This window comes from Phyllobacterium sp. YR620 (assembly GCF_900104165.1).
Classification (GTDB): Bacteria; Pseudomonadota; Alphaproteobacteria; order Rhizobiales; family Rhizobiaceae; genus Phyllobacterium; species Phyllobacterium pellucidum.
The window spans coordinates 651,584-666,446 of the sequence record NZ_FNJP01000002.1 but is presented as its reverse complement, the minus strand read 5'-3'; the positions used below and the strand labels follow the sequence as shown (position 1 = coordinate 666,446).

General features: G+C 59.1%; 12 protein-coding genes. 1 reads left to right on the top strand and 11 read right to left on the bottom strand.

Annotation, left to right across the window (positions count from 1 at the left end; genetic code table 11):
• Positions 1-23: 23 nt before the first annotated feature.
• The 11 genes from BLR72_RS10020 to BLR72_RS09970 form a co-directional block, all read right to left on the bottom strand.
• Entirely contained in the window at positions 24-806 is a 783-nt protein-coding gene (locus BLR72_RS10020) for a DeoR/GlpR family DNA-binding transcription regulator (RefSeq protein ID WP_244506669.1), read from the bottom strand.
• Between the two features lie 152 nt (positions 807-958).
• Positions 959-4,417: a pyruvate carboxylase gene (gene pyc / locus BLR72_RS10015; RefSeq protein WP_091947876.1), complete on the bottom strand. Its 3,459-nt coding sequence runs from the start codon at positions 4,415-4,417 to the stop codon at positions 959-961.
• 168 nt (positions 4,418-4,585) lie between these two features.
• Positions 4,586-5,701: a branched-chain amino acid ABC transporter substrate-binding protein gene (locus tag BLR72_RS10010; RefSeq protein WP_027231140.1), complete on the bottom strand. Its 1,116-nt coding sequence runs from the start codon at positions 5,699-5,701 to the stop codon at positions 4,586-4,588.
• Between the two features lie 126 nt (positions 5,702-5,827).
• Entirely contained in the window at positions 5,828-6,181 is a 354-nt protein-coding gene (locus BLR72_RS10005; RefSeq protein WP_027231139.1) for a DUF6867 family protein, read from the bottom strand.
• Between the two features lie 46 nt (positions 6,182-6,227).
• Positions 6,228-6,959: an ABC transporter ATP-binding protein gene (locus BLR72_RS10000; RefSeq protein WP_027231138.1), complete on the bottom strand. Its 732-nt coding sequence runs from the start codon at positions 6,957-6,959 to the stop codon at positions 6,228-6,230.
• Positions 6,959-8,371, bottom strand: a complete 1,413-nt coding sequence (locus BLR72_RS09995) for an ATP-binding cassette domain-containing protein (RefSeq protein WP_091947872.1) — start codon at positions 8,369-8,371, stop codon at positions 6,959-6,961. The genes BLR72_RS10000 and BLR72_RS09995 overlap by 1 nt, the downstream gene beginning before the upstream one ends.
• On the bottom strand, positions 8,371-9,765 hold the full coding sequence (gene livM / locus BLR72_RS09990; RefSeq protein ID WP_027231136.1) for a high-affinity branched-chain amino acid ABC transporter permease LivM: 1,395 nt from the start codon (positions 9,763-9,765) through the stop codon (positions 8,371-8,373). Before livM ends, BLR72_RS09995 begins: the two co-directional genes overlap by 1 nt.
• A 4-nt stretch (positions 9,766-9,769) precedes the next feature.
• Positions 9,770-10,678 (bottom strand): branched-chain amino acid ABC transporter permease, encoded by a 909-nt coding sequence (locus BLR72_RS09985; protein WP_027231135.1) that lies wholly within the window; start codon positions 10,676-10,678, stop codon positions 9,770-9,772.
• A gap of 268 nt (positions 10,679-10,946) precedes the next feature.
• Positions 10,947-11,948 carry a 4-hydroxyproline epimerase gene (locus BLR72_RS09980; RefSeq protein WP_091947869.1) on the bottom strand — a complete coding sequence of 334 codons (1,002 nt, stop codon included), beginning with the start codon at positions 11,946-11,948 and terminating at the stop codon, positions 10,947-10,949.
• Between the two features lie 8 nt (positions 11,949-11,956).
• On the bottom strand, positions 11,957-13,204 hold the full coding sequence (locus BLR72_RS09975; protein WP_091947866.1) for an NAD(P)/FAD-dependent oxidoreductase: 1,248 nt from the start codon (positions 13,202-13,204) through the stop codon (positions 11,957-11,959).
• A gap of 15 nt (positions 13,205-13,219) precedes the next feature.
• Positions 13,220-14,113, bottom strand: a complete 894-nt coding sequence (locus BLR72_RS09970; RefSeq protein WP_091947864.1) for a dihydrodipicolinate synthase family protein — start codon at positions 14,111-14,113, stop codon at positions 13,220-13,222.
• An 82-nt stretch (positions 14,114-14,195) separates the two neighbouring features.
• Between BLR72_RS09970 and BLR72_RS09965 the strand changes: the two genes are divergently transcribed.
• Complete coding sequence (locus BLR72_RS09965) at positions 14,196-14,849, top strand: GntR family transcriptional regulator (RefSeq protein WP_091947862.1); 654 nt, start codon at positions 14,196-14,198, stop codon at positions 14,847-14,849.
• Positions 14,850-14,863 lie beyond the last annotated feature (14 nt).

Here is a 14,863-nt window from a genome sequence, read left to right as displayed (position 1 = left end):
ACATAAAATTCACTCACATAAAATCAGGCTTGTTTATCGGCGGCAACGATCACCTCGATACCAGCACCGCCTATGCGATCAAGGATCGAGGGGTCGGCGGTTGTATCGGTGACGAGGGTCGATATAAGGGCTATCGGCCCGATGGCGAACGGACCCCGCTTCACCAGCTTGTCGCTGGTTGCCAACAACAGGACTTCGTTGCTCGCCTCGGCAAAGGCCAGTTTCATGCGCGCATCATCATAATTTTCGGCTCGCAGCATCAGGCTTTCATCGACAGCGCAGGCGCCAAGCACGCAGTAGTCGATGCGCATCGATTGAACTTCGGCCAGCGTCGATTGGCTGATCACGCTGCGCGTCAGCCGGTTCAAGGTTCCGCCAAGCAATATAACCTCGCAAAGCGGATGATCGAGCGCCGCGACCGCGATATCCGGTGCACTCGTGATGATGCAGGCTCTGAAATCGGCAGGAAGGGCGCGCACGAATTCGAGGACTGTCGTGCTGGAATCGAGGACCATCGTTGCATCGGGCGGAATAAGCGCTGCCGCTGCCCGGGCGATCGCCTTTTTCCCGGCGGTCTCTTCGCGCGCGCGTTGCTGGAAACTTCTCGGTCCCGTTCGGCTCCGTGCTGCACCGCCATGAAAGCGCTGAACGAGGCCCTGATCCGCGAGTTCGCGCAGGTCACGGCGGATGGAATCTTCTGAAACACCGAACTCCGACGCGATCATGTTGGCGAGCACACGACCGTTCTCGTTGATCCTCCGCAGGATCATGCTTTTGCGTTCGTCCGGGGATAGATCTTTCAGCAAGGATGTTCCTCCATTGCATCCTTCTATCCCATACTGCCGATATCGGCAATATCAATTGCACATTTCTGCATAAACACGCACTCTGGGGCGCATCCCTTTGCAACAAAGGCCCCGTTTGGGGCCCTTGAACGTTCCGCTAAAGAGAAACGGGCCTATTCGTAGACCACTAAAAGGTCCTTGGCATCGATCTGGTCGCCGGCACGGACAAGAACTTCGGCGACGGTCCCGTCGCGCTCGGCGCGCAGCGCTGTTTCCATCTTCATTGCTTCGATGGACAGCAATACGTCCCCGGCGTTGGTCTTCTGCCCCGGAGCGATGCCGACCGTCGATACGATACCCGGCATTGGCGCGCCGACATGCTTGTCATTGCCGAGTTCCGCCTTGCGGCGAAGGCCCGCTCCACCCGCGGCGCGCGTGCGATCCGGCACCTTGACCCGGCGTGGCTGGCCGTTGAGTTCGAAGAAGACCGTGCACATGCCCTTGTCGTCGGCCTCGCCCATGGCAAGGTTGCGCACGACCAATGTCTTGCCGCGTTCGATATCGAGGAACACCTCTTCCTCCTGCGCCAGCCCATAGAAATAGACATGGGTCGGCAGGACGCTCGTCGGCCCATAGGTATCGTGCGTGGTGGCAAAGTCGGTAAAGACCTTCGGATACATAAGATAGGAGGCAAACTCCTGGTCGGTGATCTTGCGTTCGAGCTTGGTTTCGATGTCGTTGCGTTCCGCCTCGAGATCCGCCGGCGCGAGCAGCGCGCCCGGTCGTTCGGTGAATGGCTTCTCGCCCTTCAAAACCTTCTGCTGGATATCCTTGGGCCAACCCTTTGGCGGCTGGCCGAGGTCGCCGCGCATCATTGAGACGACCGAATCCGGGAAGGCGATGTCCTTGCCGGGGTTTTTCACGTCCGCGACCGACAGATCCTGGCTCACCATCATCAGCGCCATGTCGCCCACCACCTTCGACGACGGCGTCACTTTGACGATGTCGCCGAACATCTGGTTGACGTCGGCATAGGCCTGCGCCACCTCGTGCCAGCGGGTTTCAAGACCGAGCGAGCGCGCCTGCTCCTTGAGGTTGGTGAACTGGCCGCCGGGCATTTCGTGCAGATAGACTTCCGAAGCCGGTCCTTTGAGATCACTTTCGAATGCCGCGTACTGGGTGCGCACCGCCTCCCAGTAGAAGGAAATACGGCGAATCCATTCAGGATCGAGGCCGGGATCGCGCTCGGTGCCCTTTAACGCTTCGACGATGGAGCCCAGACAAGGCTGCGAGGTGTTGCCGGAGAGCGAATCCATGGCGGCGTCGACCACATCGACGCCCGCGTCGACGGCAGCAAGGACCGTCGCGGCCGCGATCCCCGATGTGTCGTGCGTATGGAAATGCAGGGGCAGATCGGTTGCTTCCCGCAGCGCCTTGAACAGAACCTTGGCTGCAGCAGGTTTCAGTAGCCCGGCCATGTCCTTGACGGCGATGATATGAGCGCCCGCTTTCTCGACCTCGCGGGCAAGATCGACATAATATTTGAGATCATATTTCGGCCGCGCCGAGTTGAGAATGTCGCCGGTGTAGCAGATCGCCGCTTCGCAGAGCTTGTTCTCATCGATGACCGCATCCATGCTGACGCGCATGTTTTCGACCCAGTTCAGGCTGTCGAAAACACGAAACACGTCGATACCGCCACGCGCCGCCTGGCTGACGAAATATTTGACGACATTATCCGGATAGCTCTTGTAGCCGACGCCATTGGCGCCGCGCAAAAGCATCTGCAACAGGATGTTGGGCGCGCGCTCGCGAATTTCCGCCAACCGCTCCCACGGATCCTCCGTCAGGAAGCGCATCGCAACGTCGAAGGTCGCCCCGCCCCAGCATTCGAGCGAAAACAATTGCGGGAGCGCGCGCGCGTAGGTCCCGGCGACGCGGGCGATATCATAGGTGCGCATGCGTGTCGCCAGCAGCGACTGGTGCCCGTCGCGCATCGTCGTATCGGTGACGAGCACGCGCTCTTCATTGCGCATCCACTCAGCGAACTTCTTTGGTCCAAGCTGATCCAGCAGCTGCTTGGTGCCGTCTGGAATCGACGCTTCAATGAAGGGAACGCGCGGGAGCGCCGCTTCCTTCGGCGGGGTGGCGCGGCCCTTGGTTTCCGGATGCCCGTTGATCGTCACATCGGCAAGATAGGTCAAGAGCTTGGTGGCGCGGTCCTGCCGCTTCACCTGCGCAAAGAGTTCCGGCGTCGTGTCGATGAACTTAGTCGTGTAGGAATTGTCGGTAAACTTCGGATGCGTGATGATGGCTTCAAGGAAGGTCAGGTTCGTCGCAACGCCGCGAATTCGAAACTCGCGCAAGGCGCGGTGCATGCGGTGGATGGTCTCTTCGGCCGTCGGTGACCAGGCTGTGATCTTTTCGAGGAGCGGATCATAGAAGCGGGTGATGACAGCGCCCGAATAGGCTGTACCGCCGTCGAGTCGGATGCCGAAGCCAGTTGCGCCGCGATAGGCGGTGATGCGGCCATAATCGGGAATGAAATTCTGCTCGGGATCCTCTGTGGTAATACGGCACTGCAGGGCGTGGCCGTTGAGCCGGATGTCCTTTTGTGCCGGCACACCCGATTCGGGCGTTCCGATGGTCGCGCCTTCGAGGATGCGGATCTGCGCCTTGACGATGTCGATCCCGGTCACTTCCTCCGTCACCGTGTGTTCGACCTGGATGCGCGGATTGACCTCGATGAAATAGAAGGAGCCGGTATCGGAATCCATCAGGAACTCGATCGTTCCGGCTCCGATATAATTTGTCGATTTGGCGATCTTCAGGCCGTAGTCGCAGATTTCCTTACGCTGCGCCTCGTTGAGGTAGGGCGCCGGGGCGCGTTCCACCACTTTTTGGTTGCGGCGCTGGATAGAGCAGTCGCGCTCGAAGAGGTGCACCGCATTGCCGTGCGTATCGCCGAGGATCTGCACCTCGACATGGCGCGCGCGCTCAACGAGCTTTTCGAGATAGACTTCATCCTTGCCGAACGCGGCCTTGGCCTCGCGCTTGCCCTCGGTGACTTCGCGGGCAAGATCTTCCGGCTTGAAGATGGCCCGCATGCCGCGCCCGCCGCCGCCCCATGACGCCTTGAGCATCACGGGATAGCCGATCTTCTCCGCCAGCCGCTTGACCTCTTCCATGTCGTCAGGAAGCGGATCAGTTGCCGGTACGACAGGAACGCCGATCTCGATCGCGAGGTTGCGTGCGGCGACCTTGTTGCCAAGCCGGCGCATGGTTTCAGGCTTGGGGCCGATAAAGATGATGCCGGCCTCGGCGCAGGCTTCCGCAAACTCCGGGCTTTCCGAAAGCAGGCCATAGCCGGGATGAATTGCATCGGCCCCGGAAAGCTTGGCGACGCGGATGATTTCCTCGATCGAGAGATAGCTTTCGATCGGCCCCATGTCCTTGGCAAGATGCGGTCCACGCCCCACCTGGTAGGATTCGTCCGCCTTGAAGCGATGCAGCGCAAGCTTGTCCTCTTCCGCCCAAATCGCCACGGTTTTCATGCCGAGTTCATTGGCAGCGCGAAACACGCGGATCGCGATTTCCGAACGATTGGCGACGAGGATTTTCTTGATAGGCAAGACCGCAACTCCGAATATGAACTAAAGTAGTTTTGGTTTGGCGCGCTTATCTGGCTACAGATTGCTGCACTGCAAACAACGCATATTGACCATAAGAAATCGAAATGTCCAACAGCAAAATGCCCGGCGCAAGGCCGGGCATTCGCTTAGGCAATCATGCAAGAAGGCTTACTGCTGGAAGTAGCTGTACTTGCCGTCTTCGCCCTTCTTCCACTCGTACATGACGTAGCCTGGAAGCTTCGGGTCACCCTTTTCGTCAAAGGCGATGTCGCCGAGAACGGTCTTGAACGGACCCTTTTCCTTCATCACCTTGGCAACGGCTTCAGGATCGTTCGATCCGGCAGCCTTCGCTGCGTCGGCGATGACCTGAGCTGCAGCATAGGAATAGAGGGTGTAAGCTTCCGGTTCGAAGCCCTGCTTACGGAATTTCTCGACGAGTTCCTTGTTGGCAGGGTTCTTGCTCGGATCGGGACCGAACGTGTTCAGCGTGCCTGCAACTGCGTCGCCAGCGATCGAAGCGAGTTCGTTCGAAACGATACCGTCACCGGAGATGAACTGAACCTTGAGGCCCTGGTCTGCGAGCTGGCGCATGATCAGGCCGGCTTCGGTGTGGAGGCCGCCCCAGTAAAGAACGGTTACGCCCGATTCTTTTGCCTTGGCGATCAGCGCGGAGAAGTCCTTGTCGCCGACGTTGACGCCTTCGTACATGGCTTCCTTGACGCCCTTGGCATTCAAGGTCTTCTTGGTTTCGTCAGCAAGACCCTGGCCATAAGGCGTCTTGTCGTGCACGACGGCAACCTTGGCGTCCTTGAACTTCTCGGCAATGAACGTGCCGGCTACCACGCCCTGCTGGTCGTCGCGACCGCAAGTACGGAAGGTGTTCCAGAGGCCGCGCTCGGTGAAGACCGGGTTGGTCGCGGCAGGCGTGATCTCGAGGATGCCGTTTTCAGCATAGACTTCAGATGCGGGGATCGAAACGCCCGAATTGAAGTGGCCGATAACGAACTTTACGCCGTCAGCAACGAACTTGTTGGCAACCGAAATGCCCTGCTTCGGATCGGAAACGTCGTCACCGAGCGAAAGCTTGACCTGTTCGCCGTTGATGCCGCCCGCAGCATTGATCTCGGCAATGGCAGCCTCAGCGCCCTTCTGCAGCTGAGCGCCGAATGCAGCGTTCGGGCCGGTCAACGGACCGCCGACGCCGATCAACAGATCAGCATAGGCATGACCGCTCAAAGCGAGCATTGCAGCGAGTGCAACGCCCGAGAACAGTGATTTCTTCATTTGAAAACTCCCATTTTCTAAGTATTTACTTAACCCCTCGCGATGACCCGTTTTCATCGCTTGAGCGCACATTTGCCGATTTCCCGGCGGTTGTCACGCTGATTCATTTCGCATCAGCGAGATTGGTTAGGCTCCCGTTTTTTCCTTCCATGAAAATGGAGAAACTTTTTCGTAGAGCCAGAAATATTGACCTATCATTTGGTTGGTACGGGTGTAGCGATAGCCCAACGTCCCGAAGATGATCAGGACAATCGTATCGACCACATAATAATGCAGCGTCAGCATCGTGCCGCCGAACAGGGCGAAGTGGATGAACCTGACGGCGATGCCGAGCAGCAGCATGTAGAAGACGAGGAAGGCAATCGGACGCCAGGTCTTGGCGCAGGCCCGTCCCGCCATCCAGGCCGCCCAGCCCCCCATGACGCAGGTGACGAGCAGGAACAGAAAGATGGACGGTTCTTCGTAAAGTATGCCTTGCATGGCATTATTCTCCTTGGGCCTCGCCGTCTGTGGAGGCCCTACTTGTTCAGTGACGACCGCCTTCGAGATAGGCGGCACGCACTTCCGGATTGGCAAGAAGGTCGGCGCTCGAACCACTCATCGTCACGATGCCGTTGACCATCACATAACCACGGTCCGCGAGCTTCAAGGCGCCGAACGCATTCTGTTCGACCAGGAACACGGTCAGGCCCGTATTCTTGTTCAGTTCCTTGATGGCTTCGAAAATGTGCTTGATGATCAACGGCGCGAGACCAAGCGATGGCTCATCGAGCAGGAGCAACCGGGGACGCGCCATCAGCGCGCGGCCGATCGCCAGCATCTGCTGTTCGCCGCCGGAAAGTGTACCGCCGCGCTGGTTGATGCGCTCCTTGAGACGCGGGAACAGGTCGAAGACCATGCGCGAGTCTTCGTCGAAAAATTTGAGATTATCGAGGCTCGCGCCCATTTGCAGGTTTTCCTGCACGGTCATGCGCGGGAAAATGCGGCGTCCTTCCGGCGACTGCGCGATGCGCAGGCGCGCGATCTCATGTGTCGGCAACTGTGTTATATCCGTGCCGTCAAAGACGATGCGGCCGGTCCGGGCGCGCGGCATGCCGAAGATCGTCATCATCAGCGTCGATTTGCCTGCGCCGTTGGCGCCGATCAGCGTGACAATCTCACCGGGATTGGCATGAACGGTTACACCGCTCAGCGCACGGATATTGCCGTAATAGGTCTCGACATTCTCGATGCTGAGAAGGGCCTGGTTCTGCGACATTACTTAGCCCCTCCGGTCTTCTTGGGCGCCGGTTTAGCCTGGCTTTCCTTTGCCAGTGTCTTGGCCTGACCGATCCAGTCTTCACGGGCAATCCGCCCGTCGAAAGCGAGATAGGCTTCGGCGGCAATGATATCGGCTTTCTTCCATGCGGCGATCTGATCGAAATGGAAGATGCCGTGTTCGTTGAGCTTGCGCTCGTTGACCGGACCTATGCCCTTGATCAGGATCAGCTTGTCGGCCTTGCCGCCGCGCGGTTCGGCCAGTGCATTGGCTGTCGCCCCTGCCTTGATGCCAGCGGCTTTCGCCGGCGACGCCGTTTTAGGCGCCGTAGTCTTCGGCGACTCCGGTTTAGGAGCCGCAGCCTTCGGTGAGGCCGGTTTAGGCGCCGCGGCCTTCACTGACGCCTTGCGGGTGGCGGTAGCTTTTGCCGGTGCCGTCTCAAGCAGCGTGTTGGCCGGGATGAGTTCTACAGGCTGAGCATCGGGATGGGTCTCGACGATCTCGTGCAGCGCTTCTGAAGAGAGCAAATCGACAGCGGCCGTGATGTCGTCGACGCCCGCTTCTTCCGCCTTCTCGATCAGTTCGACGACTTCCTCGTCTTCGACGCCGAGATAGGCGGCGATGACCTTCGGATCATTCTTGACGGTCTCAGGCGTGCCATCGGAAATCTTGGTACCGTATTCGAGAACGACAACATGGTCGGAAATTTCCATCACCACGGACATGTCGTGCTCGATAAGCAGGATCGACGTTCCCGTATCGGCGCGAATATCGAGGAGCAACTTGTTGAGTTCCGCCGATTCACGCGCATTCAGGCCCGCTGCTGGCTCGTCGAGGCAAAGAAGCTCCGGCCCGGTGCACATGGCACGGGCAATCTCGAGCCGGCGCTGCGCCCCGTAGGGCAGATCGCCGGCAGGATCGTCCGCCCGGCTGACGAGATTGATCTTCTCCAGCCAGTAACGTGCCTTCTCTATCGCTTCGGCGGCCGCTTTTTTGTAGGTCGGGAAGCCGAGGAGGCCGAGGACGGTGAAGCCCGAGGAAAGCATCAGCGGATTGTGCTGCGCAACCAGGAGGTTTTCGAGCACCGTCAGGCCCGAGAACAGGCGGATATTCTGGAACGTCCGCGCCACCTTTGCCCGCTTGGTGATGACATGATCGGCCATGCGTTCGAGAAGATACTCCTCGCCGTTCTGACGCGTCAGCGTCAACATGCCTTCGGTCGGCTTGTAGAAGCCGGTGATGCAGTTGAACACCGTCGTCTTGCCGGCACCGTTGGGGCCGATAAGGGCCGTGATCGCACCGCGCTTGGCTTCGAAGTTCAGGTCGTTGATGGCGATAAGGCCACCGAATTTCATGGAGAGACGTTCAACACGCAGGATTGCGCTGGTATTTTTCTGCACTTCCGAAACCATCAGCCGTGCCCTTCTTTCGTAAACTCGCCCGATATCATCTTGCGTTCATGCAAGAAGGCACTTGGTTCTCGACTGCCGGCAAAGCCGCGCGGCTTCCACACCATGACGACGATCATGGCAAGGCCGAACAACAACATGCGGTAGAGTTCCGGGGTAAAGTCGGGGCCGAAGATAAGCTTGAGGAATTCGAGTTCGCGCAACAATTCCGTACCGCCGATCATGACGGCCGCAGCGATTGCGATACCAACCAGCGATCCCATTCCGCCGAGAACGACCATCGCCAGGATGATTGCCGATTCGAGGAAGACGAAGGATTCCGGGCTGACGAAACCCTGGCGTGCCGCGAAGAACGAGCCGGCAAAACCGCCGAACATCGCGCCGGTGGCGAATGCCGTAAGCTTGGTCGTCGTGGTGTTGATGCCAAGCGAGCGGCACGCGATCTCGTCTTCGCGCAGGGCCTCCCAGGCGCGGCCAACAGGCATGCGGCGCAGGCGGATCGTGACCCAGGCGGTCAGCAGCGCCAGGCAAAGGATGAGATAATAGAGGAAGATCTTGTAGTAGACGCCGGAGTTTGGCAGGCCGAACATCGCAGCGAAACCTGTCGGACCCGGGGTGAACGGGATGCCGAACAATGTCGCCTTGGCGATGCCGGAGATACCGAACGTTCCCTTGGTGACAGCTGTCCAGTTGATGAGGACAAGACGGATGATCTCACCGAAGGCAAGCGTAACGATAGCAAGATAGTCGCCGCGCAGGCGCAGCACCGGGAACCCAAGAATAATGCCCCAGGTCGCGGCGAAAATGCCGGCCATCGGCAAAAGCAGCCAGAATGACAGGCCGAAATGGGCCGAGAGCAGCGCGTAGGAATAAGCACCGACGGCATAGAATGCGACGTAACCGAGATCGAGCAGTCCGGCGAGGCCGACCACGATATTTAGTCCCCACGCCAGCATGACATAGATAAGGATCTGGATGCCGAAATTATCGACATATTTGAGTGAGGCCTGCAGGCCGCCCATCATCGATCCCTGATAGGCACTGAGTATCAGGACCACGAGGGCCGGATAGAGGAAGAGCAGGCCGAGACCGATCTTCGGGAAAGACTTCCTGAATGCGGACGGCTCCCTCGCCTCTGTGACCTTGTGCAACTTCTTGCGCTCGGCGCGCATGGGCGCAGTGTATGTAACGAGGAACCGGCCCACCGCCGCGACGAGGACAAAGATCGCCAAAAGCCCCCAGCGCTGGGTCAGGATAAGTTCGTTGCGAATGTTCTGCTCGGTGCGGAAACCGACAATCAGGCAGAAAAGCCCGAGTGCGATTGCACCGGAGATAATCCCTTCCTTCAGGGCTTTCGCGAAAACGGAGTCCCGTTCTGTATTCTGGACATCGGCCATAAGCTTATACCTTCTCGACTTCGGGCCGACCGAGGATACCGGATGGCAGGAAGATCAGCACGATCGCCAGGATCGAGAAAGCCGCGACATCCTTGTAATCGATGGAGAAATAGGCGGACCAGAGCGCTTCGATGAGGCCGATGAGCAATCCACCCACCACGGCGCCGGGAAGCGACCCGATGCCGCCGAGAACGGCAGCGGTAAAGGCCTTTACGCCCGGCACGAAGCCATCGGTGAAGGAAATGACGCCGTAGAACATGAGATAGAGCGTTCCGGCGACGGCGGCGAGCATTGCGCCCATGACGAAGGTCATGGAGATCGTCTTGTCGACATCGATGCCCAGCAGCGCCGCCATCTTGCGGTCCTGCTCGCAGGATCGCTGGGCCCGCCCGAGCGTCGTCTTGTTGACGAGGTACCAGAAAGCGGCAAGCAAAATCGCTGTGACGATAATGATAACCATCTGCTTGTAGGCGATGGTGATATTGGTGCCGTAAATGGTGATACCGCCATTGACCAGCGGCGGGATCGGCTTGTTGCGCGGACCCTGCGTAACCTGCACGAAATTCGACAGCGCGATCGACATGCCGATCGCCGTAATCAACGGCGCAAGGCGGAACGATCCGCGCAGCGGCCTATAAGCCAGGCGCTCGATCGTCCAGCTCCACAACCCCGTCAGCAGCATGGCGACGAGCATCATCAGGAGCAGCGCCAGCACGACAGGCACGCCGCCAATGAAAGTGGTTAAAGCTAGAAAAACGATCATCGCCATGAAGGCGCCAAGCATGAAAATATCGCCATGGGCGAAGTTGATCATGCCGATGATCCCGTAGACCATCGTATAACCGATTGCGATCAGGCCATAGATTGAACCAAGCGTCAGACCATTGATCGATTGCTGGATGAAGTACTCCATCGCAACGATACCCCTCATTTTTTATTGGGAATTTTCTTATCCGGTTTTTTTATCCGGTTCCCGTTTACCCCAATATGCTACACCTAGCGTGTGCGCTAAAGAAAGCAACAGCTTTTTTAGCGCACGCGATATCTTTACATTTGCTCGCACAGTTTCGGCGGGATTATACACCAAAATTGGACGGTTCCGTAGGGAATGTTGCCACCAATAGCTGGAAAACCGTTGTTTCGTCTGGCACCGCCTTAATTGGCCGTCTTTCCCTACACGCTCATTTGACGACAAACCCGTGGGCGAAGGGATCGCGATCATCGATGAAGATGGTGTTGTAGCCGGTCATGCGAGCCCAGCCGGCGATGGACGGAATGATGGCCGGCTGGCCGGCGACTGTTACAGCCTTTTCGACGCGACCGTGGAACAGCGAACCGATGATCGACTCGTGCACGAAATCATCGCCGGGCTTCAACTTGCCCTTTGCAGCAAGCTGGGCCATGCGCGCCGATGTGCCCGTACCGCAAGGGGAACGGTCGATCGCCTTGTCTCCGTAAAAAACGGCGTTGCGTGCGTGCGCTTCCGTCCGCGTGGGCGCGCCTGTCCACAGTATATGGCTCAGCACATTGATCTCGGGCTTTTCCGGATGCTCGAATTTGTAACGCTCATTGAGGCGCTGGCGCAGCACCGGGCTCCACCCGATGAGATCAAGCGCCCGGTAGTCGGCGAGATCGCGGAAGTTCTCCTGCGGATCGACGATGGCGTAGAAATTGCCGCCATAGGCTACGTCAACGGTAAGAACGCCAAGGTCCGGACACTCGACCTCCAGGCCCTCGGCGTAGAGGAAAGCCGGTACATTGGTGAGGCGCACGCTCGTAACGTATTGCCCCTCCTGCGTATATTCCGCAACGACGAGACCGGCGGGCGTATCGAGGTTGAGACGCCCCGGCGTGCGCGGATTGATGAGACCATGTTCGATCGCCATGGTGACCGTGCCGATCGTCCCATGGCCGCACATGGGAAGACAGCCGGAGGTCTCGATGAACAGCACCGCAACGTCACAATCTTCGCGCGTCGGCGGATAGAGGATCGAACCCGACATCATGTCGTGGCCGCGCGGCTCGAACATCAGGCCGGTCCGGATCCAGTCGTATTCGGCGAGGAAATGCGCGCGCTTTTCCATCATCGTAGCGCCGACCAGATTGGGACCGCCGCCAGCGACAAGGCGGACCGGATTGCCGCAGGTATGACCATCGACACAGAAGAAGGAATGACGCGCCATGATGCTCCTCAAAAGCGTTGCGGATGGAATGCTTCGATCGCGATCGACGGCGTGCGACCGTCGATCAAATCGCTGATCAGGCGCCCTGTCGCCGCGGCCTGGGTCAGCCCAAGATGGCCGTGACCGAATGCGTAGAGTACATTTTTACTCGCCCTTGCATAGCCGATAACGGGCAGCGAATCCGGCAGCGACGGACGATAGCCCATCCACTGCCTCCCGCCCCCGGTCTCAAGCCCGGGCATGAATAATTTGGCCTTGGTCAGCATGGCCTCGGAGCGAGCGAAGTTGGGCGGGAGATCAAGGCCGCCAAGTTCGACAGCTCCGCCGATACGCAAGCCGGTTTCGAGGGGCGTGACGACAAAGCCGTGACCGGAAAATATCAACTGCCTGTTCAGGTTAAAGGCGTCTTTGGGCAAAGTCGTGTTGTAGCCGCGCTCGGTTTCAAGCGGTATCGCGTCGCCGAGCTGCTTCGCGAGCCGGTGCGACCATGCCCCGCCGGCAACGACGAGCTTTCCAGCATTGATCGTCTCACCATTGGCAAGTCCGATCGCCACGCCTTCCGCGGTGCTCGTGACGGTCACTACCTCCGCCTGCCTGTAACGGGCGCCAAGGCGTTCGGCGTAAGCCCACAGCCCCTTTCCGACATGGAGCGGATCGCTGACGGTCTTCCACCCGGGAACGAACGTTCCCGCCACGAAACGCCGCGCCAGTCCGGGCTGGCATTCTGCGAGGTCGTCACCGCGCAGATGCTCGAAGGCGATCCCTGCCTTCTTGCGGGCGGTCCAACCGGGCAGAGCGCTGTTGAGCTCTTCTTCGCTCTCGTAAAGTTCGAGCGATCCGTCCTCGCGCACCATATGGCGAATGCCGGCGCGCTCCATCAACCCAAGCATTTCAGGCTCGGCAAGCCGCATCATGGCGCCTTGCGCCTCGATCGTATGGAATTGCGCTGCTGGCCGGCTGGCGCGCCAGAAGCGATAGAGCCAGGGGGCCAATTTGGGAAGGTAACCCGGCCGTATCGTGAATGGGCCGAGCGGATCTCTCAGCCAGCGGGGCACCTTGGCGAGAACGCCTTTCGATGCCATTGGCAATATGTCCGAAAAGGCAAGAGCCCCGGCATTGCCGGAACTTGTACCCTCGCAAATGCCTTGCCTGTCGATGACGAGAACCTTGTGGCCGCCTTCCGACAATATGGCAGCGACAGCAGTGCCGACAATGCCGGCACCGATGATGACGATGTCGTCCTTGCGCCCATCCATCGTATGCCGGGAGACTTAGAGGACCGGCAAGGTTGGGCGCGATGCGATCGCGTTCCTGACGATCAGTTCCACCGCTTCACGCCGTGCACCGCGCAGCGGCTGGCGTGGGAGACGAACCCTGTCATTGGTGCCGATCTCGAGCACTTCCGCGAGCTTGATGTTCTGGACGAGATAGGTCGAGACATCGAGATCGAGAAGCGGCCGGAACCAGCGATAAATGCGCAGCGCTTCTTCATAGCGACCGGCTTGGACGAGCTTGTAGATTGCAACCGTTTCCTTCGGGAACGCGGTGACGAGACCGGCCACCCAGCCGATGGCGCCGGCGGTCAGCGCTTCGAAGGCGAGATTGTCGACGCCGGTGAAAAGGTCGAAGCGGGTGCCGAACGTATTGATGATGTCGGTCGTGCGGCGGACGTCGTCGGACGATTCCTTGATGGCGACGAAGAGATCATCCGATGCCAGCTCGCCGAGGATTTCATTGGTGACATCGACGCGATAGGCGATACGGTTTGAATAGATCATTACCGGGAGTTCGCCAGCCGCGGCAACGGCCTTCAAAGTTGTGACGGTTTCTTCCGGGTCGGTGTGATAGATCGGGCTCGGCACGAGCATGAGACCATTGGCACCGGCGCGTGCTGCGCGCTTTGCAAGCGCCGCGCCCTCGCGGGTCGCCGCTTCATTGATCGTCAGCAGCACAGGCTTGCCGTTTGCTACGCGTTTTGCGGTCTCAAGAACTTCGAGCTTCTCGTCATGGCTGAGCATCGGCCCCTCGCCGAGCGAGCCCGCAACGATCAGGCCATCGCATCCAGCGTCCATCAGGAGCGAGAAGCAACGTTCCATTTCCGCATGATCGAGATTATCATCCTTGGTGAATTTGCTGGTTACAGCTGGAAAAATGCCTGCCCACATATCTCTGCTCCTTCTTGATATATCAGAAATATATCTGTAATCTTCGTCGCTGTCAATTGGGTACTCCGAAAGATTCAAATATATGCATCAAGCCACAGTCCAGAGTTCAATTCCGACGGGAGAAAGCCTCGCCGAACTGGCATATCGCCAGATCGAGGAAATGATCGTTACGCTCAAGCTTGAGCCGGGGGCGATTATCAATGAGCGGGCCTTGACCGACATTACCGGGATGGGCCGCACACCCGTGCGCGAGGCGGTGCAGAAACTCGCCTGGGAAGGCTTGATGGAGATCCGGCCGCGCTCGGGCATCGCGATTGCCGCGCTCAATCCACAGGATTTTCGCAAGGTCCTCGATACCCGGGAGGGCGTTGAGAGGGTCCTCGCCCGCGACGCCGCGCTCTATGGCGCCGACCTTCACCACCGGCGCCTGCAGCAAGCCTCCGATGCCATGAGCGCCGCTCAAGAAGGCAATAATGTCGGCAGCTTTCTTGCTGCGGACAAGACGTTCGACACGGTCCTTGGCCAGGCGGCGGAAAACCCGTTTGCGGCCCGGCTCGCGTCACCCCTTCAGACGCACAGCCGCAGGTTCTGGTTCCGGCTGCAGCGGCCGGGAAGCCTGCAGGAATCCGCCGGCGCCCACCGGGCATTGATCGAAGCAATCATAGATCGGGATGAGCAGCGCGCTGCCGATGAGGCCACAAGGTTGATCGACCATTTGCGCAGCATGGCGCCCTGATCTGCCAGCCCCAT